16 protein-coding genes and 1 tRNA gene are annotated in these 22,919 nt (G+C 63.7%); 14 read left to right on the plus strand and 3 right to left on the minus strand.

Annotation, left to right across the window (positions count from 1 at the left end):
• Nucleotides 1–72 precede the first annotated feature (72 nt).
• The 5 genes from FJ977_RS24950 (at nucleotide 73) to FJ977_RS24970 (ending at nucleotide 5,459) form a co-directional block, all read left to right on the plus strand.
• Nucleotides 73–1,026 carry a DMT family transporter gene (locus tag FJ977_RS24950; protein ID WP_140774840.1) on the plus strand — a complete coding sequence of 318 codons (954 nt, stop codon included), beginning with the start codon at nucleotides 73–75 and terminating at the stop codon, nucleotides 1,024–1,026.
• Between the two features lie 321 nt (nucleotides 1,027–1,347).
• On the plus strand, nucleotides 1,348–2,445 hold the full coding sequence (locus FJ977_RS24955; protein WP_140774841.1) for a polyamine ABC transporter substrate-binding protein: 1,098 nt from the start codon (nucleotides 1,348–1,350) through the stop codon (nucleotides 2,443–2,445).
• Between the two features lie 81 nt (nucleotides 2,446–2,526).
• Nucleotides 2,527–3,666: an ABC transporter ATP-binding protein gene (locus FJ977_RS24960; RefSeq protein ID WP_140774842.1), complete on the plus strand. Its 1,140-nt coding sequence runs from the start codon at nucleotides 2,527–2,529 to the stop codon at nucleotides 3,664–3,666.
• A 9-nt stretch (nucleotides 3,667–3,675) separates the two neighbouring features.
• Nucleotides 3,676–4,644: an ABC transporter permease subunit gene (locus FJ977_RS24965; RefSeq protein ID WP_140774843.1), complete on the plus strand. Its 969-nt coding sequence runs from the start codon at nucleotides 3,676–3,678 to the stop codon at nucleotides 4,642–4,644.
• Nucleotides 4,641–5,459, plus strand: coding sequence for an ABC transporter permease subunit (locus FJ977_RS24970; protein WP_140774844.1), 819 nt, complete (start codon nucleotides 4,641–4,643; stop codon nucleotides 5,457–5,459). Before FJ977_RS24965 ends, FJ977_RS24970 begins: the two co-directional genes overlap by 4 nt.
• A gap of 88 nt (nucleotides 5,460–5,547) precedes the next feature.
• Here FJ977_RS24970 and FJ977_RS24975 read toward each other — a convergent pair whose 3' ends face one another.
• Entirely contained in the window at nucleotides 5,548–7,398 is a 1,851-nt protein-coding gene (locus FJ977_RS24975) for an AsmA family protein (RefSeq protein ID WP_140774845.1), read from the minus strand.
• A gap of 199 nt (nucleotides 7,399–7,597) precedes the next feature.
• Between FJ977_RS24975 and FJ977_RS24980 the strand changes: the two genes are divergently transcribed.
• Complete coding sequence (locus FJ977_RS24980; RefSeq protein WP_140774846.1) at nucleotides 7,598–9,568, plus strand: acetoacetate--CoA ligase; 1,971 nt, start codon at nucleotides 7,598–7,600, stop codon at nucleotides 9,566–9,568.
• Nucleotides 9,569–9,813: 245 nt separating this feature from the next.
• On the opposite strand, the gene FJ977_RS24985 is transcribed toward FJ977_RS24980, so the two are convergent.
• Nucleotides 9,814–13,719 carry a PAS domain S-box protein gene (locus FJ977_RS24985; RefSeq protein ID WP_140774847.1) on the minus strand — a complete coding sequence of 1,302 codons (3,906 nt, stop codon included), beginning with the start codon at nucleotides 13,717–13,719 and terminating at the stop codon, nucleotides 9,814–9,816.
• A gap of 248 nt (nucleotides 13,720–13,967) precedes the next feature.
• Between FJ977_RS24985 and FJ977_RS24990 the strand changes: the two genes are divergently transcribed.
• Both FJ977_RS24990 and FJ977_RS24995 read left to right on the plus strand, forming a co-directional pair.
• Entirely contained in the window at nucleotides 13,968–14,426 is a 459-nt protein-coding gene (locus FJ977_RS24990) for a phasin (RefSeq protein WP_056566362.1), read from the plus strand.
• Nucleotides 14,427–14,781: 355 nt separating this feature from the next.
• Nucleotides 14,782–14,858, plus strand: a tRNA-His gene (locus FJ977_RS24995).
• A 658-nt stretch (nucleotides 14,859–15,516) separates the two neighbouring features.
• On the opposite strand, the gene FJ977_RS25000 is transcribed toward FJ977_RS24995, so the two are convergent.
• A complete protein-coding gene (locus FJ977_RS25000; protein ID WP_140774848.1) occupies nucleotides 15,517–16,263 on the minus strand; it encodes a GntR family transcriptional regulator in 747 nt (248 codons plus the stop codon).
• 148 nt (nucleotides 16,264–16,411) lie between these two features.
• Here FJ977_RS25000 and FJ977_RS25005 point away from each other — a divergent pair, with 148 nt between their 5' ends.
• From FJ977_RS25005 to FJ977_RS25030, 6 genes are all read left to right on the plus strand, one after another.
• A complete protein-coding gene (locus FJ977_RS25005) occupies nucleotides 16,412–17,659 on the plus strand; it encodes an enolase C-terminal domain-like protein (RefSeq protein WP_140774849.1) in 1,248 nt (415 codons plus the stop codon).
• A 61-nt stretch (nucleotides 17,660–17,720) separates the two neighbouring features.
• On the plus strand, nucleotides 17,721–18,809 hold the full coding sequence (locus FJ977_RS25010; RefSeq protein WP_140774850.1) for an ABC transporter substrate-binding protein: 1,089 nt from the start codon (nucleotides 17,721–17,723) through the stop codon (nucleotides 18,807–18,809).
• A gap of 13 nt (nucleotides 18,810–18,822) precedes the next feature.
• Nucleotides 18,823–20,313: a sugar ABC transporter ATP-binding protein gene (locus FJ977_RS25015; protein ID WP_246683327.1), complete on the plus strand. Its 1,491-nt coding sequence runs from the start codon at nucleotides 18,823–18,825 to the stop codon at nucleotides 20,311–20,313.
• Nucleotides 20,306–21,280, plus strand: a complete 975-nt coding sequence (locus FJ977_RS25020; RefSeq protein ID WP_140774851.1) for an ABC transporter permease — start codon at nucleotides 20,306–20,308, stop codon at nucleotides 21,278–21,280. Before FJ977_RS25015 ends, FJ977_RS25020 begins: the two co-directional genes overlap by 8 nt.
• On the plus strand, nucleotides 21,277–22,215 hold the full coding sequence (locus tag FJ977_RS25025; RefSeq protein WP_140774852.1) for an ABC transporter permease: 939 nt from the start codon (nucleotides 21,277–21,279) through the stop codon (nucleotides 22,213–22,215). The genes FJ977_RS25020 and FJ977_RS25025 overlap by 4 nt, the downstream gene beginning before the upstream one ends.
• A complete protein-coding gene (locus tag FJ977_RS25030; protein ID WP_140774853.1) occupies nucleotides 22,212–22,919 on the plus strand; it encodes a cyclase family protein in 708 nt (235 codons plus the stop codon). The genes FJ977_RS25025 and FJ977_RS25030 overlap by 4 nt, the downstream gene beginning before the upstream one ends.

Below are 22,919 nucleotides of genomic sequence, written 5' to 3' on the forward strand. Positions count from 1 at the left end.
TTACGCGAACAGGGCAGTTCTTTGTCGTGCCTTGCGCATCGTCCCGTCCACAAAAGCTCGACAGTCGCGCCCATGACAGACGCAGCATCATCACCGGCCCTTGTCGCTTCGACCACCTCGCCGCGCGAGGAGCGCGTCGGGATGCTTCTGGTCTTCCTCTCGGCGCTGATGTGGAGTTTCGGCGGCACCATCGCCCGCTTCATCACAGTCGGTGACAGCTGGACGGTTATCTTCTGGCGCTCGGTTTGGGCCGCCGCCTTCCTGCTCTCCTTCATGGCCTGGCGTGACGGCTGGCGCGGCATGCTGAGATCGTTTCGCGACATGGGCCTGCCCGGCCTTGCCGTCGGCTTCTGCTTCGCCATCGCATCGACCTCCTTCGTCGTGGCGCTCGCCTACACCACCGTTGCCAACATCCTTTTGATGCAGGCCGGCGTGCCGCTTCTGGCGGCGCTGTTTGCCTGGGCGCTGTTTCGCGAACGGGTTGGCGTCGTGACCTGGGTGGCGATTGCCGCCGTCATCGCCGGCGTCGCCATCATGGTGTCGGAATCGCTCAATGGCGCCGTCTCGCCCATAGGCGACGGGCTGGCGCTGCTGATCGCGTTCATGTTCTCGATCGCCACCGTCATCACAAGGCGGTTCGCCAGCGTCAGGATGACCCCGGCGACCTGTCTCGGCACGATCCTGGCCGCGGGCCTTGCCGCCTCGCAGGCGTCGACCTTCACGGTCTCGGCCGGCGACATGGGCTTTCTCTTCGCGTTCGGCGTGGTCAATCTCGGCATCGGTCTTGCCTTCTTCGCAACCGGCGCGAGGCTGATCCCGGCTGCTATCGCGGCACTGCTTGGCACTTTCGAGCCGATCCTTGGGCCGATATGGGTCTGGCTCATCCATTCCGAAGTGCCGTCCGGACGCACCATCATCGGCGGCGCGGTGGTGGTCACGGCGCTGCTCGTCCATATTGGTCTCGAGTTCAAACGCCAGGCACGGCCGCGGCGGGCAGGCGTCACCGGGGTGCCGTCGCCGAATTGATGCGGGCGCCGATGCTTTGCCATTGACAACCTCGCTGCCGCCCGGGCAGGCTGGGAACACGGCAACAACAAGACAGGCGTATCTTGCCAAGTCTCCCCGGCGGCCCGATCGAGACCGGACCATATTTCTGTATTTCTGTCCGCGCGGCGGCGAAAGCTTCTGACGGCACCGCGATTCCTTCCAGTCCGGGTCAATTGCGTGGCCGCGACCGGCGCGCCGATCGCCGCTTGTTGTCCCCTGGAAAGCTCAATAGTCTGAAACAAATGCCCGGTCGCGCGTCGCGACGAGCCGGCGATGGAACACTCACCAAAGGAGAATAGCATGATCCGCAAAGCGCTCTGGCTTTCGGCGACCTCGGTATTTCTGACATTGTTCACGCCCGCCGGGCATGCCGAGGATCGCGTCGTCAATGTCTTCAACTGGTCGGATTATATCGACAGTTCGATCATCGACGATTTCACCAAGAAGACCGGCATCAAGGTCGTCTACGACACGTTCGATTCCAACGAGATCCTGGAAACCAAACTGCTCGCCGGCGGCAGCGGCTATGACGTCGTCGTGCCCAGCGGCAACTTCCTCGCCCGCCAGATTCAGGCCGGTGTGTTCCAGAAGCTCGACAAGTCGAAACTGCCGAACCTCTCCAACATGTGGGACACGGTTTCCGAGCGAACCGCCAAATATGACCCCGGCAACGAATACTCGGTCAACTACATGTGGGGCACGGTCGGCATCGGCTACAACACGAAGAAAGTGCAGGCTGCACTGGGCACGGACAAGATCGACAGCTGGGACGTGTTCTTCAATCCGGATAGTCTTGCCAAGTTGAAGGACTGCGGCGTCTACGTGCTGGACTCGCCGGCCGACATCATACCGGCGGCGTTGAAGTATCTGGGTCTCGACCCGAACAGCACCTCGCCGGACGATATCGCCAAGGCCGAGGAAGCTTTGCTCAAGGTCCGTCCCTACATCAGGAAGTTCCATTCGTCCGAGTACATCAACGCGCTCGCCAACGGCGACATCTGCCTCGCGGTCGGCTGGTCTGGTGACGTGTTCCAGGCCCGCAACCGCGCGGTCGAGGCCAAGCAAGGCGTTGAAATCGGCTATTCCGTGCCGAAGGAAGGCGCACAGATGTGGTTCGACCAGATGGCGATCCCCGCCGATGCGCCGCATGTCGCCGAGGCACTTGAATTCATCAACTACATGATGACGCCCGAAGTGATCGCCAAATCGTCGAACTACGTGCTCTATGCCAACGGCAACAAGGCATCGCAGCAATTTGTCGACAAGGCGCTGCTGGGGGATCCGGCTGTCTATCCGGACGACGCGACCTTGCAGAAGCTCTACACGGTCTCCCCTTACGATCCCAAGACACAGCGTATCATCACGCGCAGCTGGACCAAGATCGTCACCGGCCAATAAGCAACTGAAGCGACCCCGACAGACGACTGCCGGGGTCGCTCATTTTGGGGCACGAAGCAAGAAACAGCACGGAGTGGGGATATGAAATCGCTTGGCAGCATCCGCAGGGATTTCGCGCCATGGAACGACCCGAACGCCAAGCCATACATCCAGTTCGACAACGTCACCAAGAAGTTCGGTGACTTCACCGCCGTCAACAATCTGTCGCTGACGATCTTCGAGCGCGAATTCTTCGCCCTGCTCGGCGCGTCCGGTTGCGGAAAGTCGACGCTGCTCAGGATGCTTGCCGGCTTCGAGGAACCGACGGCCGGCCGCATTCTGCTCGACGGCCAGGACCTGCGCGGCATTCCGCCCTATCGCCGGCCGGTCAACATGATGTTCCAGTCCTATGCCCTGTTCCCGCATATGACGGTGGAGAACAACATCGCCTTCGGCCTCAAGCAGGAAGGCATGCCCAAGCCCGATATCGAAAAGCGCGTCGCCGAGATGCTGAAGCTGGTCAAGCTCGAGCAGTTCGCCAAGCGCAAGCCGCACCAGCTTTCCGGCGGCCAGCGCCAGCGCGTCGCGCTCGCCCGCTCGGTCGCCAAGCGGCCGAAGGTGCTGCTGCTCGACGAGCCGCTGGGGGCTCTCGACAAGAAGCTGCGCGAGGAGACCCAGTTCGAACTGATGGATTTGCAGCAGGAACTTGGGCTGACCTTCGTCGTCGTCACCCACGACCAGGAAGAAGCGATGACCATGGCCGATCGCATCGCCATCATGGACAAGGGCGAGGTCATGCAGGTGGCGACGCCGGCGGAAGTCTATGAAGCCCCGGCCTCGCGCTTCGTCGCGCATTTCGTCGGCAACGTGAACATGTTCGAGGGCAAGGTCGCCGAGCGGTCGGCCAACACCACCCGCATCACTGGCGCGACAGGTGCCCAGATCGTCGTTGAAAACAACGCCGATACCGCAGCCGGTTCCGAGATCGTTTTCGCCATCAGGCCGGAGAAGATCAAGGTGTCGTCGAAGAAGCCGGCGGACGCTGTCAATGCGTTGGAAGGCGAGGTCTACGACGTCGCCTATCTCGGCGACATGACCGTCTACCACATCAGGCTGGATGACGGGCAGATCATCAGGGCAAGCGCGCTCAATGCGGCGCGGGTGACCGACGATCCGCTGACTTGGAACGACCGCGCCTGGGTGTCCTTCCGGCCCGACGCCGGCGTCGTGCTGGCGCGGTAGGGGGCTGATATGTCCAACATCGCTGTCACCGATGCCGCCGGACCATCGACCGTCGCCAAGCCGTTCCTGACGCGGCTGGGTGGCGGCTTCGTCAACCGGCTCGTCATCATCGTTCCTTACCTCTGGCTTCTGTTCTTCTTCCTCATCCCGTTCATCATCGTCTTCAAGATTTCCCTGTCGCAGACGGCGATCGCCATGCCGCCTTACACGCCGGTGCTCGATTTCAGCGATGGCGTCTCCGGCTTCTTTGCCGGGTTCCGCGACCTCAATTTCGACAACTATGTCTGGCTGACGCAGGACGCGCTCTATTTCAAGGCCTATGTGACGAGCGTCATCATTGCCGCCATCTCGACCGTGCTGACACTGATCGTCGGCTACCCGATCGCCTATGGCATGTCACGTGCGCCGGCCACCATCCGTCCGACCTTGCTGATGCTGGTCATCCTGCCGTTCTGGACCTCGTTCCTGATCCGCGTCTATGCCTGGATCGGCATTCTCAAGCCCGAGGGCCTGCTCAACCAGCTGCTCTTGTCGCTGCACGTCATCAACCAGCCGCTGGTCATCCTCAACACCTACACGGCGATCTTCATCGGCATCGTCTATTCCTATCTGCCGTTCATGGTGCTGCCTCTCTATTCGTCGCTGGAGAAGATGGACTATTCGCTGATCGAGGCGGCCAAGGATCTCGGCTGCCCGCCGACATCGGCTTTCTGGAAGATCACCTTCCCGCTGTCGCTGCCCGGCGTCATCGCCGGCTGCCTGCTGGTGTTCATCCCGGCTGTCGGCGAGTTCGTCATCCCCGATCTGCTCGGCGGATCGCAGACGCTGATGATCGGCAAGACGCTCTGGAACGAGTTCTTCGCCAATCGTGACTGGCCGGTGTCGTCTGCCGTGGCCGTCATCCTGCTGTTGTTGCTGACCGTGCCGATCATGCTTTTCCAACAGGCACAGGCGCGTGCCCAGGAGCAGGGCAAATGAACGCCACCTGGAGCCGCTTCAACGTCACCTCGATCGTGCTTGGCTTTGCCTTCCTGTACCTGCCGATCGTGCTGCTCATCGTCTTCTCCTTCAACGAATCCAAGCTCGTCACCGTCTGGGGCGGCTTCTCGACCAAATGGTACGTGTCGCTGTTCCACAATCAGGGCCTGATGGACGCCACCTGGGTCACGGCGCGTGTCGGCGTCATTTCGGCGACGGTGGCGACCGTGCTCGGCACGCTGGCGGCGCTCACCCTGACGCGCTACACCCGCTTCCGGGGCAGGGTGCTGTTTTCCGGCATGGTCTTCGCGCCGCTGGTCATGCCGGAAGTCATCACCGGCCTGTCGCTGCTGCTGCTCTTCGTTGCCGTCGGCCTCGACCGCGGCTTCTTCACGGTAACGCTCGCCCACATCACGCTCACAATGTGCTTCGTGGCCGTCGTGGTGCAATCGCGCCTGGTCTCCTTCGATCGTTCGCTGGAGGAGGCGGCAATGGATCTCGGCGCAACGCCGGCGAAGACCTTCTTCCAGATCACGCTGCCGGTCATCCTGCCGGCGATCGTGTCAGGCTGGATGCTGGCCTTCACGCTGTCGCTCGACGATCTTGTGATTGCCAGCTTCACCTCTGGCCCGGGCGCCACAACGCTGCCTATGAAGATCTACAGCCAGGTCCGCCTCGGTGTGACACCGGAGATCAATGCCGCCTGCACCATCCTGATCGCCGTCGTCGCGGTCGGTGTCATCGTCGCCTCGATCGCCAATAAGCGGCGTGAGGTGCAGCGTCAGCTCGACGAACAGGCTGCGCAGCGCGGGTGAGCATCTCGACAGCGTGCCCTCGGGCTTGGCCCCGAGGGTGACACCGGTTTTCGGACGATACGATGTTCAACTGAAGGAAAGCGCGTTTCTATTCGCCCGAAACGCCGCGGCTTATCGGGGATATGAACGGTGTGCTCCAGGTTCCGCCGACGAAGAAGGACGACTGGTTGGGCCCCTGCTGGCCGTTCTTCTGCGCCGCCTGGTCAGGCTGGATGACGCCGCCTGACAGTGCCAGCCCACGCCCCGCATAGGAGGCGATGCCGGAAAGCCAGATCTTGTATTTCGCCGAATTGGCTTCGGCCTTGTCCAGCCTCGCCACGCCGCGTGAAATGGTCGCCTTCACTTCAGCACCGTCGATCGGCAGTGTCCCGTCCGAGACATCGTCGAGCGCGAAGAAGCCGCCCTGTTCTGTATGCTTGAGAAAGGCAGGCAGGTTGAACTTGCTGAGCGCGCCGGGTCCGAAGGTCGCCGTGACCGAGCCGTCGGCGTTTTCAAAGATCGAATCCCAGGTCCTGCCGGGTCCCTTGAGGATGACCGAAACGGTGCCCGTGCCGACCGGCACCAGCCGGGTCATCCCGGCCGCCGTACCGAACGCACCGCCATCGACATCGGAAGCAAGCAGCCGGATCTCGACCTGGGTGCCCTCGGGCTTGCGGTCGAAACGAAGGCTGGTCTGGATGTTGCCGCCAAAGGCCGACGCGTCGGAGATATCGAAGACGGAAAGACCGTCCTTGACCTGGGCGGTGGCGGCGACGTCGGCAAGCTGGATGGAGCCGGCCGTGGCATGCGCCGCCGACAGTCTGAGGTCGAGATTGACCCGATCGGCGAAGCTTGTGTCGACGTCACCCGGTCCAGTGCCGCTCGTCGGCCCCAGCGGCGTGAAGGCGGACAGGAACGATCTGAGGTCGAGCGTATCGAAGGCTAGGGTGCCCGATATCACCGGCTGGGCGTCGCCAAGCGACAGGTCCAGTGCGCCCATACCCGGATTGTTGTCCAGCGCCAGCGCGGTGTTCTCGAATTTGACGCGTCCGGCCGACGCCGTGACCTTGCTGGAAATGCTGACGGAACCGATCGCCGCGCTCGGCGCGATGCCGGCCTGCGACCATTCCAGCACGCGGCGCAGCGAAGGTGCCGCGAACTTCACCTGGCCGTCGAAATAGGCGTTCTGGGACATGTTGGCGGTGCCGTCGAAGGAGAAGGTGGCGGGCGCAGCCTTGAAGGTCAGGGTGAGCGGCGCCATGCCGCCGGCAAACAGCACCAGCGGCTTCGGCGAGGCAGCGTCCAGGGCCACGCTTTCGCCACGCCAGATACCGGTTGCCGACAATGTCGCATTGCTGTTCATCGCCGCCCAGGTCGCTTGGCCGCTAAGGCTGCTGAGGATCTCCACGTCCTTGCCGTTCACGGACGCCACCATGCGGCCGTCCCTGAATTCGACCGTGCCGAAGGCGTCGGTTGGCAGCTTGTCGAGGTCGGGCTTGGCGGGATCGGCATTGACCACGCCGCGCGCCGTGTCGATGGAGCGCGCGATGCGCCCGCCCGTCGGCGCGGTGGGCAGGAACAGGCCATCGGCCGTGCGCTGGACCCGGATCGTCGGACGCACCAGCCGCGCCGTGGAAAACGCCACGTCGCCCTGCAATGCCGCCATGGCCGAGAGGTCGATTTCCACCCGTTCGGCTTCGACGACCGGCGGTGCATCGGTGTCCGTCCACCTGGACAGCGTCACATCGGTCAGGATTGCCCGGAATTTCGGCCAGACCTCGATGCGCGGCGAGCCTTCGATGGCGACCCGGAAGCCGCTCCACGCGCTCATCTCCCAGGCGATGCGGTCGCGCACGATGCGCGTCGAGGCGATCAGCGGCAGCGCGGCGACCACCAGAGCAATGACGATCACGGCAGCGCCGATCGCCCATACTCCGCGGCGGATCAAGGATGATGGCATCTCGCCCTATATGCTTCCGTTCCGATTAATTGCCCGACGTGTGTAACCCCAGTCGTCACTACGACTTAGGACTGAGGCATTTCAAGTCTTTATGGCCCGGCGATGGCATTTGCGCACACCTGGTCGCTTCGGCCCAACAAAATCTTGCTCTGCTGCGCTGCGATATGCATAAGCGATGACGACCGTGGGAGGATCGATGATGGCTGCCGAAGTACCGCTCTGGACCCCGACGCAAGACCGGATCGATGCTTCGCCATTGACGGCTTTCCTGAAGGCCGCGGAGGCGAAAGCCGGCGCCACATTCTCCTCCTATGCCGACCTTCACCGCTGGTCGATCGAGGATCGCAAGGCGTTCTGGAGCCTGATGTGGGACTTTTCCGGCATCGTCGGCGACAAATGGACCAATGGCGGCGAGCGCGTGCTGGCCGATGGCGACAAAATGCCGGGTGCCTCGTTCTTCCCCGACGCGACGCTGAATTTCGCCGAGAACCTGCTGAAGAAGACCGGCGCCGGCGAGGCGATTGTCTTTCGCGGCGAGGACAAGGTCGAGCGGCGGCTGTCCTGGAATGAGCTGCATGGCCTGGTCTCGCGTCTGCAGCAGCTCTTCCTGTCGCTCAAGGTGAAGAAGGGCGACCGCATTGCCGCGATGATGCCCAACATGCCGGAAACCGTCGCGGCCATGCTGGCGGCGGCCTCGATCGGCGCGGTGTGGTCATCCTGCTCCCCCGATTTCGGCGAGCAGGGCGTGCTCGACCGCTTCGGCCAGATCGAGCCTGTCATCTTCATCGCGCCCGACGGCTATTGGTACAATGGCAAGGCGATCGAGGTCGCCGACAAGGTCGCGGCGATCGCGGCCAAGCTCGGCAGTGTCCGCAAGGTTCTGCTCGTCGATTATCTTGGCACCTCGACCGACGTGGCCGCGATCATCGACAAGGCCGTGGCGATGGAGGAGGCGCTGGCGCCCTTCGCCGTCAAGCCCGTCACCTTCGAGCGGCTGGCGTTTTCGCATCCGCTCTACATCCTGTTTTCATCCGGAACCACGGGCATTCCCAAATGCATCGTCCATTCGGCCGGCGGGACGTTGATCCAGCATGTCAAGGAGCACCGGCTGCATGCCGGGCTCGTCGACGGCGATCGCTTCTTCTATTTCACCACCTGCGGTTGGATGATGTGGAACTGGCTGGTGTCGGGCCTGGCGTCCGGTGCGACGCTGCTGCTCTATGACGGCTCGCCCTTCTACCCCAACGGCAATGTCCTGTTCGACTTCGCCGACGTCGAGAAGATGACCTTCTTCGGCACCTCCGCGAAGTTTATCGATTCCGTGCGCAAGGCCGGTCTCAAGCCGATCGGCAGCCACGATCTGTCGACCGTGCGGGCGATATCCTCCACCGGTTCGCCGCTGTCGCCCGAGGATTTCCGCTTCGTCTACGAGGGCATCAAGAAGGACGTGCATCTCGCCTCGGTTTCCGGCGGCACCGACATCGTCTCGTGTTTCGTGCTCGGCGTGCCGACCGAACCGGTCTGGACCGGCGAGATCCAGGGCCCTGGCCTTGGCTTGGCTGTCGATGTCTGGGATGACGACGGCAAGCCGATCCGGCAGGAAAAGGGCGAGCTGGTCTGCACCAAGGCCTTTCCGTCCATGCCGATCGGTTTCTGGAACGACCCAGACGGCAAGAAATACCAGGCGGCCTATTTCGAGCGTTTCGATAATGTCTGGTGCCATGGCGATTTCGCCGAATGGACCGAGCATGGCGGCATGATCATCCACGGCCGTTCCGACGCCACGCTCAACCCGGGTGGCGTGCGCATAGGCACGGCGGAGATCTACAACCAGGTCGAACAGATGCCGGAAATCCTGGAAGCGCTGTGCATCGGACAGGATTTCGACAATGATGTGCGCGTCGTGCTGTTCGTGCGGCTGGCCGCGGGCGTCCAGTTGGACGAGGATCTGGAAAAACGCATTCGTGCCAAGATCCGCGGCGGCGCCAGCCCCCGCCATGTCCCGGCCAGGATCGTCGCCGTGTCGGACATTCCCCGCACCAAATCGGGCAAGATCACCGAACTCGCCGTGCGCGACGTGGTGCATGGGCGCGCCATCAAGAACAAGGAAGCGCTTGCCAATCCGGAGGCGCTGGAGCTGTTCCGCAATCTGCCGCAGCTTGCCGAATGACCGGTCCGTCATGGTTAACGGATTATCTCTCGGGAATTTACCTAGATTTCACGAGTGGTACACATTCGTAAATTTTTTGGCGGCCTGGTAAGGACTTGTTAAGGCCCGACCCCGATAGTCGCATGTAACTTGAGGGAGAAATCCCGTTCCTCAGCCCCCGGAGGATCTGAATTCGCTCAAGCCCCCGTTGTGACAGCAATCCCATCTCTTAAGGCGTCCTTTGGGCGCCTTTTCTTTTGGAGCCGCTATTCCGCGAGCACCCGGGTCGAGGGAAAAGCGACCTCGACGAGCGTGCCTTCGCCCGGTGTCGAATTGATGGTGAAGCGAGCGCGGTTCGCTTCCACCATCGCCTTGGTCAGCGGCAGACCAAGGCCGGTGCCGTCGCCGCGCCCGCGCTTCAGCGCATTGATCTGCTTGAACGGCTTCAGCGCCTGTTCGATCTCGGCCTGGCTCATGCCGATACCGGTGTCGCGCACCCGCATGACGACATCCCCCGAGGTCTCGTAGGCGGTCGAGACGATCACCTGGCCGCCGGCCTGGGTGTAGCGGATGGCGTTCGACAGGATGTTGAGCGCGATCTGGCGCACGGAGCGCAGATCCGCCACCACTTCCGGCAGCCGCGAGGCAAAGCTGGAGCGGATAATGACACGTTCGCGGTTGGCCTGCGGCTGCATCATCGCCACCGTCTCGGCCAGCGTGTCGTTGAGCGACACCGCCTCATAGGCCATTTCCTGCTGGCCGGCTTCGATCTTCGAGATGTCCAGCAGATCGTTGACGAGGTCGAGCACATGGTTGCCCGAGCGGTTGATGTCACGCAGATAGTCGCGGTAGCGGTCATTGGCGACCGGCCCGAACTTCTCGTCGACCATCAATTCGGAAAAGCCGATAATGGCATTGAGCGGCGTGCGGATCTCGTGGCTGATGCGAGCCAGGAAATCGGTCTTCTGCGAGGACGCCCGTTCGGCCACCGCGCGTGCTTGCGTCAAATCCTCCTCGGCGCGCTTCCACTGCGTGATGTCGCGCACCACGGCACAGAAGCCGCTGTCGTTGGGCAGCCGGCCGATGGTCATGAACAGCGGGATGAAGCGCCCCTGCGCTTCGCGCCCGATCACCTCGCGGCCGTCGTTCAGCACGCTTGCCACGCCTGGCTCGGACAGGCCGGTGAGATAGTCGCGTGCCGCGCGCTGGCTTTCGATGGCAAACAGCGAGGCGAATGGCTTGCCGGTCACCTCGTCGCTGTCGAAGCCGAACAGCGCTTCGGCCGGGCGGCTGATCGAGCGGATGGTGCCGTCGCTGCCGATCAGCACGACGCCGTCGGTGGCGGTATCGATGATGGTGCGCATCTCGGCGATGCGTGCCTTGAGTTCGGAAATGTCGGGCTGCGTCGGCTCCTCGCCGACCACGTGCAGGGCCGCCGGCGCGTCATCCTCGCCGGAACGGCGCACGACCAGCATCAGGGCCTTGCCGTCGCGCCAGGGCACGGAGCGCAGGATGGCGTCGATCGGGAATTCCTGGCCATCGCGCGTCTTCAGCCGCAGCGACCGGTCGCTCCCGTCGGAGGCGCCGTCATCCCCATAGGGATCGGCAAACAGCGCGCCCAGGCCGCCCGCATCAGCGAGGTCCTCGAGTGCTGGGTAACCTGTCAGGTTCAGGAACTCATCGTTCGCATAGTGCAACTGGTCGCCCGAATGGATGAGCAGCGGCACCGGCAGCTTGCCGAGCAGCAAGGTGTCCGGAGCCTTGCTTTCGTCGCCGACGGAAAAGGCCGACGGCACGAACCCTTCGGTCTTGAGCGGCGGCACCCGCAGGCGAGGACGTTCAGCCAGGCTATCGACGGTGTCGGCTGCACTGGCGGCTTCACCGGTGCGTGCGGCGGCCTGCTCATCAGCGGCCGCGGCTTCCTCGCCGTCGGCCCAGTCCTCATTGTCCTCGGCATCGCGAAAATCGGCCGATGTCATGCTGTCGTCGTCCTCGACGGCATCATGCGTGGCGTCTTTGGTACCAGGTCCTTCGGCCGCGACCGGCTCGGTCCCCTGCGGTTCCGCCACAGCGGGTTCTGAAACCGGGGGCTCGTCATTGTTCGCGACAGGACCGGGTTCATCATTCCGGTCGGCGTAGTCAAGCAACGAACCGCTCACACCAGGCAAGGTGCCGACGGGTTCCACATCATCCACTTCATCCGGGTGACCGCCATCAAGCCGTGCGAGATCCGCCTCGTCCTCGGCATCGGTCTCGGCTGGCTCGGCCAGCGCCGCATCCTCCTGATCCGGCACGGCATCAGGCGTCGCCGCGACCTCGCCGGCGGGTTCGATCGCAGTCTCCGTCTTCGCGGCCGGGGCCTCCGCCGTGGGCTCAGCCGGCGTGTTGATCGCCGGTTCCGTCGGGCTTTCGATGCCGGGCTTGTCGGTTTCCGGCGGCTCGGCCGGCGCACTCTCCTTCTTCAGCCGCTCGCCGATCTCACGGAAGGCGCTGCGCTCCAGTGTCGACAGTCCCTTGTCATTGGCCGGTTGCCGGTGTTCGGCCAGCCGGATGACCTTGTCGGCAAAGCGCCGCTCCTGTTTTGGCACGATGGTCAGCGCCGGCACCTCGCCCTTGAACGGGTCCGCGTTCGGCTCCTCGGCCTTCGGCTCTTCGGCGGGAGCTTCGACGGTTTCCGGCACGGACGACGCTGGAGCCTGGCCATTGGGTACGAGGGCCATGCCGATCGCTTCCGGATCGACGACCGCGTCGCTGGCGCGGGCAACGCCGAAGCCGCGAAAACCCTCGAAGGCACGGCTGCGGCCATAGACAGGCAAAGCCGCGAGGTCGACGGGAATCTTGAGGTCGGTGCCGACCACGGGCCACAGCACGGAGCGGCCGGACCAGGTGTCGCGTCGCTCCAGCAGGCCGGCTATCTCGCCGGACGCGTCAAGGCCGAAGGTCGCCGCGACATCCCTGAAACGCCGGCCGATCACGTCAGCGGCCGGCTTGCCGACGATATCGGCGAATTCCGGCGACAGCGCGCTGAACCTGCCCTCGGCGTCGGTGCGCCAGACAAAGCGCATCGGCGCCGCCGAGCGGTCTATCGTCCGGGCGGCCGAGCTTGTGGCCGGGGAGGCGGCCTCGTCTTTTTTCGCGCTGTCCACCGAAGCCTCGGTGCCGTTTGCTTCGGCCACGGCTTCTGGCTCCGGCGCGGCTGGCGCGTCCTCCTCACCCGCATTGAAGTACCAATGATCATGCTGTGCAGTCGTGCCGCCCACCACCGGCCGATCATTGTCGGCGGCAGCTGGTGTTGGCCCGGCTGGAGAGAGGGCTGGCTGCTGCTCAGGCGCGGCGGTGCCCGTCGGTCCCTCGATCGCCGTTGTCTGTGAAACATCCGCCGGCGGCTGATTGTCCTGATGAGACTCCGATTCGGCGGAAACGCTCTTCGCGCCGCCAGTCTGGTTGGCGGGGCTTTCCGTTGCTTCGGGCACTCCGTCCGCCGAAGCTTCTGCGGCAGGCATGCTGTCCTCGAGCTGATCCTCGTCGATCACCACCAGGAGATGCCGCTCCGGCGTCAGCCGCGCCAGGCCGGCCGGGTAGGAGGTGCTGCCGCCTGGAACGAGGCGCTTGACGATACGCTCGCCTTCGGCGGTCACATCCGCCACCAGGGCGGCCAGCGTCGCGGGCTGGATGCCGAGCCTCGAAAACCCGTCCGATGCCGCCTCGACATTGCCCCCCGCGTCGATGAAGGCGATGAAATGGCCGTCTTCGGTGAAGCCGCCGATCGCCCGGCTGGCGATCTCGGCGGCACCGCGCGAGCCTGTCTGCGCCGCCGGCACCGCCAGCATGATCGCTTTCTCGCCATCGGGCAGCGCCACGGCACTGGCAAGGAAGCTGACAGCGCGGCTGGTCATTCCCGTTGCCAGCCGCACCATGATGGCGCGATCGCTGCCGATCTCGGGAAAGCCGCTGGTCGCCATGATCTGGCGGCGGGCGATCAGCGGCAGCCGGGCCGAGGCGCCGATGATCGCTTCAATGTCGGGATAGCCGAACACGGCTGCGCCCGGCCCGTTGGCCCAGATTACCTGCTCCAGGTCCCCCGACAGGATCGCGATCGCGTCGCCGGCGGCAAAGCGCTGGCGGACCGCATCGAGCACGGCGACGTCGAGGAAGGAATATTCGGACGGCATGCGCTTGGCGAACCCTCACGGAGCGGCGAAAATTGCAGTTAACGCTTTGTTAATAAAAGCCGCAGCCACGAAGGTCCACAAGCCAGAACGTGCAAAGGCTGGAATTTGGGCTCTTGGTTAACGGCCCGAAAGATTTTTTTGTGCACTGCAACAAAGATATTGCAATGCACAAAATTTGCCTTTATATTGACATCATACATGAACGAGACGGCTTTCTGTCAAAGCCGCTGCCGCTGAAAGGATGGAAAATGTCCAGGACCAAGACTGCCGAGACCATCGAAAACGTTGAATTCCCGAGCTTCGACGCTTCCAAGGCCACCGACCAGATCCGCGCTTTCGCCGAAAAGGGCGTTGAGCAGTCGAAAGAGGCCTATGCCAAGCTCAAGACCGGCGCCGAGGAGACCCAGAAGGCTCTGGAGTCGACCTACGAGACTGCCAAGACCGTTTCCAGCGACCTGTCGCTCAAGACCATCGCGGCACTGCGCGCCAATGCCGAAGCCGGTTTCTCGCATCTCGAAGCCCTTATCGGCGCCAAGTCGCTGTCGGAAGTCATCGAACTGCAGACCGCCTTCCTGCGCAAGCGCGTCGAGTTGTCCGTCGAGCAGGCCAAGGAGTTGCAGGCTGTCGCTTCCAAGGCGGCCGAAGACGTCTCCAAGCCGATCAAGACCGCCTTCGAGAAGGCGATCAAGGACATTAAGGCTGCCTAATATTTACGCAAGATCAGGAGATGCAACAAAAGGTCGCATTTTCTTCAAACTGATCAAGCGTATGATGCCAGCCATCAAGGAATACCCGGCGAGTGGAACCTCCTCCCTCTGCTCCCCGGGGTGACCAGCCAGCACCTCCTCCCGCTGGCTCGTAACAGGAAAAGGCCGGCACCTCCTCCCGCCGGCCTTTTTCTTTGCCCGGTGGATCCTGCTCGACGCGGCGACATGTGGGGAAGTGGTCTTTGCTTCGCAAAAGCCTTGAATTAAAATCCATAAGCCCGTAAGGACGCATCGCCGAACGACAGAGTGGGTCAAGTGGAACGCGTTTCCGACGAGATCACGCCCAGGCAAATGTGCCGTTGTAGCTCAGCTGGTTAGAGCGCCGGATTGTGGATCCGGAGGTCGCTGGTTCGATCCCAGCCAACGGTACCATCGGCTTATTCCTTAAGTGGCTGTTTTTGCTTTGCAAAATCCTGACTGCCGGCTTCCAGGCCTGCCCTGAAGGCGATTTTGTGTCACAAATCGTGCTACCTATTGTGATACAAATGGCCTCTGCGAGGCCATGGGACGAAGGCGCGAAGAGGAAGATCCTGCTCGCTACCTCCACTTGAGGGGCGGCTATTTCCATTGCCGACGAAGGGTCCCTGCAGAGGTCAGGGTCTTGATAATCGCGGCCAATTCTTCAGCCCGGTCGATGCGGGTACCTGACTTGCGGCCGAACTCGACGAGGATGGCGATACCCTATTCGGTTTGGCCGATCTCGACAGCCTCTCGGAATTACATTCGGCATGGCGATCGAACGCGATCTCCTGTTCGTGGGTGGTTGCCTATCTCGGCTTATGCCGAGGCTGCCCGGGCAACTGGAAGCATCCCGCAGGGCGAACAGATTCCGCGCGCCGCTGCCGACGGGCAGTGGCGCGCGGGAACTATGCATCGAATCGAAGCGACGCGGCCTGCCGGCGCTTGGCTGCCCGATTCAGCGAAGTGGCCGTGCCCGTCGAGCATCTGCCTCTTCAATGTCGCGTATCGATCGCGGGATGTATTCGTCAGTGGGAGGACCTAGGACTCAAAGTCACCTATCTCCCCCAAATCACCGCCCAAAAAGATCAGGCCGCGCCAGGCTGAGCCGTTGCACGGTGCGCAACACTTCGCGCAGATGCGCCGTCATGCGGGCGCCGGCCTGCTTGACCTCGCCGGTCTCCACGGCCTCGAAGATCGCCACATGCTGGGCCAGCAGCGTCTCGAGATGGCCGGGCTCGGGCAGGCTGAGATAGCGCACGCGGTCCATCTGCAGCTTGACCACCTGGATGACCCGCCAGCTCTTCGGCAGGCCGGCCTCCTCGCACAGGCTTCGGTGGAACGCCTCGTCGAGCTCGAGGAACAGCTCGCGGTCGCCTTCCGCCACAGCTTTCGCCTGCATGGCGAGGTTGGCTCTGACAGTAGCGACGAACCCCTCAGAACCATGCCCGGCGAGTTTTTGCACAACCGAAACTTCGAGCGCCTCGCGAATGAACTGAGCTTCCTCGACGTCGCTTAGCCGGATCGGAGCGACGAAGCTGCCGCGCTGCGGCAGGATGTCGATCAAGCCCTCATCGGCGAGCCGGATCAGCGCTTCGCGCACCGGCGTGCGGCTGACGCCGAGTTGCTGGGCCAAATCCTGTTCGCTCAAGGCTTCGGACGGCAGCATTACAAGCGTCGTAATGGCACGGCGCAGGCGCTCGTAGATCTGCGGCGAGATCGGCATGCGGTTGTTGACCGGCTCCAGCAGGCGCGACGGCTCGCGCGGCGCGGCGCCTTTGTTCCTTGGGGACCTAGCCTCCCCCGAAATCTTCCCCATGACGAATCCGTTCTGCGGCTGCCAGTGCGGCTCCGGTCATGACACTGCGCACGCCGCAACTCAAGCGCCAAGCAACAATCGGGACCGTTGTTGACATACTACCATGGTAGTGTGTAGAACGCCACTCGGCTAGGGGAGAGGAGCCGGCATGAAGATTACGGACATCAAGGCCACCACCGTCACCGTCCCGCTGGAAGCAGCATTGCGGCACAGCAACGGCACGCATTGGGGGCGCTTTGTCCGCACCGTTGTCGAGGTCGAGACGGACGAAGGCATTGTCGGCCTCGGTGAGATGGGTGGCGGCGGCGCCGGCGCCGAGCTGGCCTTCGCCGGCTTGAAGCCCTACCTCGTCGGCCACGATCCCTTCGATCTCAACCGCATGCGCTACGCCATCTGCAATCCGACGGCATCGCTCTACAACAACCGCACGCAATTGCACGCAGCGCTCGAATTCGCTTGCCTCGACATCGTCGGCAAGAAGCTCGGCGTGCCGGTCTACCAGTTGCTTGGCGGACGCGTGCGTGACTCGATCGGCTTCGCCTCCTATCTGTTCTTCCGTTATGCCGACCGCCGCAACGGCAAGGGCGAGGTGCGTACAATCGAGCAATTGCTCGACCACGCCCGTGCCCTGAAGGCCGAGCATGGGTTTTCCGCCCACAAGCTCAAGGCGGGCGTGTTTCATCCCGACTACGAGCTGGAGTGCTACAGGGCGCTCGCCGCGGAATTCCCTGGCGACACGCTGCGCTACGATCCCAACGCAGCCCTGTCGGTCGAAGAGGCGCTGCGTTTCGGCCAGGCCATCTCGGGCCTCAGGAACGACTACTTCGAGGACCCGACCTGGGGGCTGGCCGGCATGCGCCGCTTGCGTGAAAAGCTCTCCATTCCGCTCGCGACCAACACCATCGTCATCGATTTCGAACAGCTCGCCACCAATGTGCGGGATCCCGCCGTCGATGTGATCCTGCTCGATACCACCTTCTGGGGTGGCATTCGCGCCTGCGTGCGCGCCGCCCAGATCTGCGACACCTTCGGCCTCGGCATCGCGGTGCATTCCTCTGGCGAACTCGGCATCCAGCTAGCCACAATGCTGCATCTTGGCGCCGTCCTGCCCAATCTCGTCTTCACGGCCGACGCGCACTACCACCATCTCGCCGACGACATCATCGTCGGCGGCAAGATGCGCTACGAGAACGGTGCTATCGCCGTGCCGGAGGCACCGGGCCTCGGCGTCGAACTCGATCGCGACAAGCTGCAGACATATGCCGAGCTCTACCGCTCTCTGGGCGGCTATGCCTATGACCGCGATCCCGGCCGCCCAGGCTGGTATCCGCTTTTACCCAACACGAATTTCGCCGACCATCGAGACGCCGCCGTGCCCGATCTCGGGCTGGGGTGATTTTTTCGTTCGAAATGGTCGGTGGGAGGACGCTATGACTTTCAACAGGAGGAGAACGAAAATGAGCAGAACCAGAACAACTGGAAGAACCTTGCTTATCGCGGCGCTGCTTTCTTGCACGGCCCTTGCCACGACAGGCGCCCAGGCCGAGGACGGCGTCGCCAAGGGCGACACTTCGGGCAAGAAGATCGCCTTCAGCAATTCCTATGCCGGCAATTCCTTCCGCCAGGTGATGATCAAGAGTTTTGAGGAGATGGGCGCCAAGGCCGTGGCCGACAAGCTTATCGCTTCGACCACCGTCGTCAGCTCGAACAATTCAGTGACCGAGCAGGCCTCGCAGATCGAGAACCTGATCCTGCAGGGCTATGACGCCATCATCGTGCTTGCCGGCTCCGACACCGCGCTCAACGGCGCTATCAAGGATGCCTGCAACGCCGGCATCACCGTCGTCGCTTTCGCCAGCGGCGTTACCGAGCCTTGCGCCTACGTCGTCGACTACAATCTCGATTCCTACGCCAAGGCCGAACTCGATTTCATCTCAAGCAAGCTCGGCGACAAGCCGGCCAACATCCTCGAAATCCGCGGCATGGCCGGCGACGGTTTCGACAAGCGTCTGCATGAAGGCGTCGAGAAGGCGATGAAGGCTCACGCCAGCTACAAGGCTGTCGGCGAGGTCTATGGCCAGTGGACGGCGACGGTGGCGCAGAAGGAAGTGTCGGGCATCCTGCCATCGCTGCCGCAGGTCGATGCGGTGCTGACGCAGGGCGGCGACGGTTATGGTGCCGCGCAGGCATTCAAGGCCGCCAACCGGCCGCTGCCGATCATCATCATGGGCAACCGCCAGGACGAACTGGCGCTGTGGAAGCAGGAGCACGACGCCGGCGGCTACGAAACCTTCTCGCTGGGTGCGACGCCCAGCGTCTCCCAGGTCGCGTTCTGGGTTGCGCAGCAGATCCTGGCCGGCAAGCAGGTGCCGAAATTCGTCGAAGTGCCGCTGCTGCAGATCAATCAGCCGGATCTCGACGCGTGGCTGAAGACAGTTCCCGAGGGCGGCGTGGTCAATGCCGAGTACCCACAGGAACTGGTGGCCAAGATCATCGACGCAAACGTAAAGAAGGAGCCCCTGCCGGGCGTTCCCGCGCCGAAATGAGCAGCATGGCTGAATGATGAACGATCCCACGCCGCCCAGGACGGACGCAGCCACTGCAAGTGATGCGGACAGCCCCTTTATCGAGGTGCGCGATGTCCGCAAGCACTATGATGCCGTGCATGCCCTGGGCGGCGTGGATTTTCATCTGAAACCCGGCGAGGTCGTCGGCATCGTCGGCCACAACGGCGCCGGCAAGTCGACGCTGATGAACGTGCTGGCCGGCACGATCGAGCGCAGCAGCGGCAGCTTTCGCCTTGGCGGGAGCGAGATTGGTGCCTGGAGCCCGGCCAGAGCCCAGCAAGCCGGATTGCGCTGCATCTTCCAGGAACTGTCGCTGTGCGCCAACCTGACGTCGGCGGAAAACACCCGCATCGTGCACAGGCCCTTGCGTGGTCTGGGCTGGCGCCGGCGCGCGCGCCAGGTGATCGGCCCGGCGCTGGACGAGATATTCCCCGGCCATGGCATCGACCTCGACAGGAAGGTCGCCGACCTGCCGATCGGCGAGCGACAGATGGTCGAGATCGCCCGCGCCTTCACGCAAACCGACATCGGGCTGCGCTGCGTCATTCTCGACGAGCCGACGTCGGCGCTTGGCCATGAGGCGACGGAACAATTGCTCGCCCATATCCGTCGCGCCGCAGGACGCGGTATCGCCTGCATCCTGATCACCCATCGCCTGAACGAGATCCTCGCCGTCTGCGACCGCACCGTGGTCATGGTCGACGGCAAGGTGGTTGCCGAGCGGCCGACAGCCGGCCTGTCGCGCGCCGCATTGGTCGAGCTGATGGGCAGCATCGAACGGCCGCACGACCGTTCCGTCGGCAAGGCGGCCCCGACGCAAGCCCCGGTGATCCGGCATGCCGGCCGAGACACCGCCGATCTGACCATCGAAGTCGGCAAGGGCGAGATCATCGGCTTCGCCGGGCTTGACGGTCACGGCCAGCGCGACCGGCTGCGCGCCATGTTCTATGCCGCGCGCGGCCAACGGGAAGCCTTACCTGGTGCCTATGTCGCCGGCGATCGCGGCTCGGAGGGCGTCTTCGCGCTGTGGTCGATCGCCGACAACCTGACCATCCGCAGCCTCAATGCGCTGACCCGCGGCGGCATGATCTCGAGCGCCGCCGCCCGCAAGCTGGCCGGCAACTGGTCGGACCGGCTCAGGGTCAAGGCGCCTTCGATCGACACGCCGATCCTGTCGCTGTCCGGCGGCAACCAGCAGAAGGTGCTGTTCGCCCGAGCGCTGGCCTCCGACGCGCAAGTGATCTTTCTCGACGATCCGATGCGCGGCGTCGATGTCGGCACCAAGCAGGAAGTCTACCGGCTGATCCGTGCAGAGGCCGAGAGCGGACGTTCCTTCGTCTGGTACACCACCGAGCTCGAAGAACTCACCAATTGCGAGCGTATCTATGTCTTCCGCGAAGGCCGCGCCGTGACCAGGCTGGAAGGCGACGCCATTGAGACCGGCCGTATCCTGCAGGCGTCATTCGGAGGCGAGCATGTCTGACGCGGCTGCCCGTGTTGCTGCCCGTTCGTCTTCCCAGGCGCGCCCGGCCTTGCTCAATGCCCTGCAGGTCGGCCTGCCGGCGATCGCGCTGCTGGTCATGCTTGCCATCATCTTCAGCATTCGCCCGGCGGCGATGAGCTATTTCGGCTTCCACCTGTTGTTCAAGCTCTCGGTGCCGCTGGTGTTCGCCGCGCTGGCGCAGATGATGGTGATTATGCTGGGCGACATCGATCTTTCGAATGGCGCCTTTGTCGGGCTGGTCACCTGCGTCACCGCGCTCTATCTGCAGGACGCGCCTGCGCTCGCGCTGCTGTGCTATCTGGTCCTCGTCGCCGCCTATGCCGGCTTCGGCCTGCTCATCCACTCACGGCAACTGCCGTCGATCATCGTGACGCTGGGCATGTCCTTCATCTGGCTTGGCATCGCCGTCATCCTGCTGCCGGCGCCGGGTGGCTCGGCACCGGCATGGCTGGCTTCGTTCATGAGCTGGCAGCCGCCTCTGATGCCGCTGTCGATCTGGCTGGCGGCGCTGGCCGCGCTCGCCGGCCATCTCGTCATCTCGCGCTCCTCCTATGGCGCGGTGCTGCGCGGCGCCGGCGGCAATCCGCGCGCCGTCGAGCGCGCCGGCTGGTCCGTTATCGGCATCCGCGTCGCGGTCTATGCCTCAGCCGGCCTGCTCGCCTGTCTGGCCGGGCTGACGCTGACCGGCCTCACCACATCGGGCGACGCCAATGTCGCGCCGGCCTATACGCTGCTCGGCGTCGGCGCGGTCATCCTTGGTGGCGGCGCTTTCACCGGCGGGGTCGTCTCGCCGGTCGGCACGGTGATCGGTGCGTTGACGCTGTCGCTCGCGGGCTCGCTTTTGTCCTTCCTGCAGGTGCCGCCGACATGGCAGATCGGTGCCCAGGGCATTATCCTGTTTCTCGTCCTGGCCGGGCGGGTGCTGTTGTCGGAGCGGGCGCGATGACCCGAAGGTTGAGCCTCGCGCCGTGGACGTACGGCTTCGTCGTGGCGCTCGCCATGTGGATGGCGACATCGGCCTATTCGGGTATCGGCAGCGCCGGCGCCACGCTTTCGGGTGCGCTGGCCTTCGGGGCTTTCAGCGTCGTGGTGGGAACCGGGCAGATGTTCGTGGTCGCCTCCGGACCGGGCAATATCGACCTGTCCGTGCCATCCGTGCTGACGCTCGCCGCCTATGTGTCGATGACGGTCATGCAAGGGGCCGATGGCATGCTGTTGCCCGGCCTGCTTGCAGCACTTGCCGTCGGCGCCTTCGCAGGGGCCGCGAACTTCCTTGCCATCGTCGCGCTCAGGCTGCCGCCGATCATCGCCACGCTTGCCTGGAGCTTCGTCTTCCAGTCGCTTGCCTTCAATCTCGGCGGCCAGGCGACGCTGAAGCCGCCGGCAGGCCTTTCCCGCTTCACCTCGTTGAGCCTGGGGGGTGTGCAGGTCATGCCTATAGTCGTGATGGCGCTAACCCTCGTTGCGATGTTTGCCCTCAAACGCACGGTCTGGGGCCGGCAATTGCTGGCCACCGGCCAGAGCGAACCGGCGGCGCGGCTTGCCGGCATCAACGTCGCCCGGGTGCGGCTGATGGCCTATATGCTGTGCGGCACGGCCGCCGCGCTAGCCGGCTTCCTGCTTGCCGGCTTCAGCGGCGGGGCAGCCCTCAACATGGGCGATGCCTATCTGATGGAATCGATCGCCGTGGTGGTGCTTGGCGGCACCAGCGTCGCCGGTGGACAGGCCAACGCCATCGGCATATGGGGGGCCGCATTGTTCTTCAACCTGATGTCCACCATGCTCAACACCTTCGGCATCCAGGCAGGCGTGCGCTTCCTTCTGACCGGCGTGCTGATCATCCTGATCGTCGCTCTGGTGCCGAGGCCGCGCGTCAGATGACATCCGCCACCGACACCCTCGCTGACCTGTTCGAAACAAAGGCGGTCTCCTTAGTCGACCTGACACATCCGATGAAGCCTGGCATGCCGGTGTGGCCGACGCACCCGCACTACTGCCAGAAGATGGTGGAATCCTACGACCGTGGCGACGTCGCCTGCAATCACGCACTGGCCATGAGCGAGCACACCGGCACGCATTTCGACGCGCCGGTCCATTTCATCCGCGGCGGCGCCGCCATCTCGGACATTCCGGTCGAACGGTTCTTCGGCCGCATGGTGACAATCGATGCTCGTGGCTGCCAGCCCCGGCAAGCGGTCGAGCCGGGGCATGTGTTCGCTTTCGAGGCCGAGCATGGCCGCATACAGCAAGGCGACGCCGTGTTCTTCCATTTCGGCTGGGACCAATTCTGGGACGATCCGGCGCAGCACGCCGCGTTTCTCGCCGACTGGCCCGGCCTGTCGCGGCGGACCTGCGAATTGCTGGTCGAGCGTGGCGTGCGCATTGTCGGTTCGGATTGCCTGTCGGTCGATTGTTTCGGCAGCGAGGATTTCCCGGCGCACAATACGCTGCTTTCGGCTGGCGTCCTAATCGGCGAGAATTTCGCCCGGCTAGGCGAAATGCCGCCGCTGTGTTTCCTGATCACGCTGCCGCTTCCGATCGAGGGCGGCACCGGATCGCCGCTGCGCGCCGTGGCGCTGGTCTAG

The organism is Mesorhizobium sp. B2-1-3A (assembly GCF_006442655.1).
In the GTDB taxonomy this organism is placed as follows: Bacteria; Pseudomonadota; Alphaproteobacteria; order Rhizobiales; family Rhizobiaceae; genus Mesorhizobium.

Excerpts from the sequence above, each read along its gene's own strand:
- FJ977_RS25010 (WP_140774850.1), top strand. The coding sequence starts at position 17,721 with ATGAGCAGAACCAGAACAACTGGAAGAACCTTGCTTATCGCGGCGCTG.
- FJ977_RS25025 (WP_140774852.1), top strand. The coding sequence starts at position 21,277 with ATGACCCGAAGGTTGAGCCTCGCGCCGTGGACGTACGGCTTCGTCGTG.
- FJ977_RS25005 (WP_140774849.1), top strand. The coding sequence starts at position 16,412 with ATGAAGATTACGGACATCAAGGCCACCACCGTCACCGTCCCGCTGGAA.
- FJ977_RS25000 (WP_140774848.1), bottom strand. The coding sequence starts at position 16,263 with ATGGGGAAGATTTCGGGGGAGGCTAGGTCCCCAAGGAACAAAGGCGCC.
- FJ977_RS24990 (WP_056566362.1), top strand. The coding sequence starts at position 13,968 with ATGTCCAGGACCAAGACTGCCGAGACCATCGAAAACGTTGAATTCCCG.
- FJ977_RS24950 (WP_140774840.1), top strand. The coding sequence starts at position 73 with ATGACAGACGCAGCATCATCACCGGCCCTTGTCGCTTCGACCACCTCG.
- FJ977_RS24975 (WP_140774845.1), bottom strand. The coding sequence starts at position 7,398 with ATGCCATCATCCTTGATCCGCCGCGGAGTATGGGCGATCGGCGCTGCC.
- FJ977_RS25030 (WP_140774853.1), top strand. The coding sequence starts at position 22,212 with ATGACATCCGCCACCGACACCCTCGCTGACCTGTTCGAAACAAAGGCG.
- FJ977_RS25020 (WP_140774851.1), top strand. The coding sequence starts at position 20,306 with ATGTCTGACGCGGCTGCCCGTGTTGCTGCCCGTTCGTCTTCCCAGGCG.
- FJ977_RS24955 (WP_140774841.1), top strand. The coding sequence starts at position 1,348 with ATGATCCGCAAAGCGCTCTGGCTTTCGGCGACCTCGGTATTTCTGACA.
- FJ977_RS24985 (WP_140774847.1), bottom strand. The coding sequence starts at position 13,719 with ATGCCGTCCGAATATTCCTTCCTCGACGTCGCCGTGCTCGATGCGGTC.
- FJ977_RS24960 (WP_140774842.1), top strand. The coding sequence starts at position 2,527 with ATGAAATCGCTTGGCAGCATCCGCAGGGATTTCGCGCCATGGAACGAC.
- FJ977_RS24965 (WP_140774843.1), top strand. The coding sequence starts at position 3,676 with ATGTCCAACATCGCTGTCACCGATGCCGCCGGACCATCGACCGTCGCC.
- FJ977_RS25015 (WP_246683327.1), top strand. The coding sequence starts at position 18,823 with ATGATGAACGATCCCACGCCGCCCAGGACGGACGCAGCCACTGCAAGT.
- FJ977_RS24970 (WP_140774844.1), top strand. The coding sequence starts at position 4,641 with ATGAACGCCACCTGGAGCCGCTTCAACGTCACCTCGATCGTGCTTGGC.
- FJ977_RS24980 (WP_140774846.1), top strand. The coding sequence starts at position 7,598 with ATGGCTGCCGAAGTACCGCTCTGGACCCCGACGCAAGACCGGATCGAT.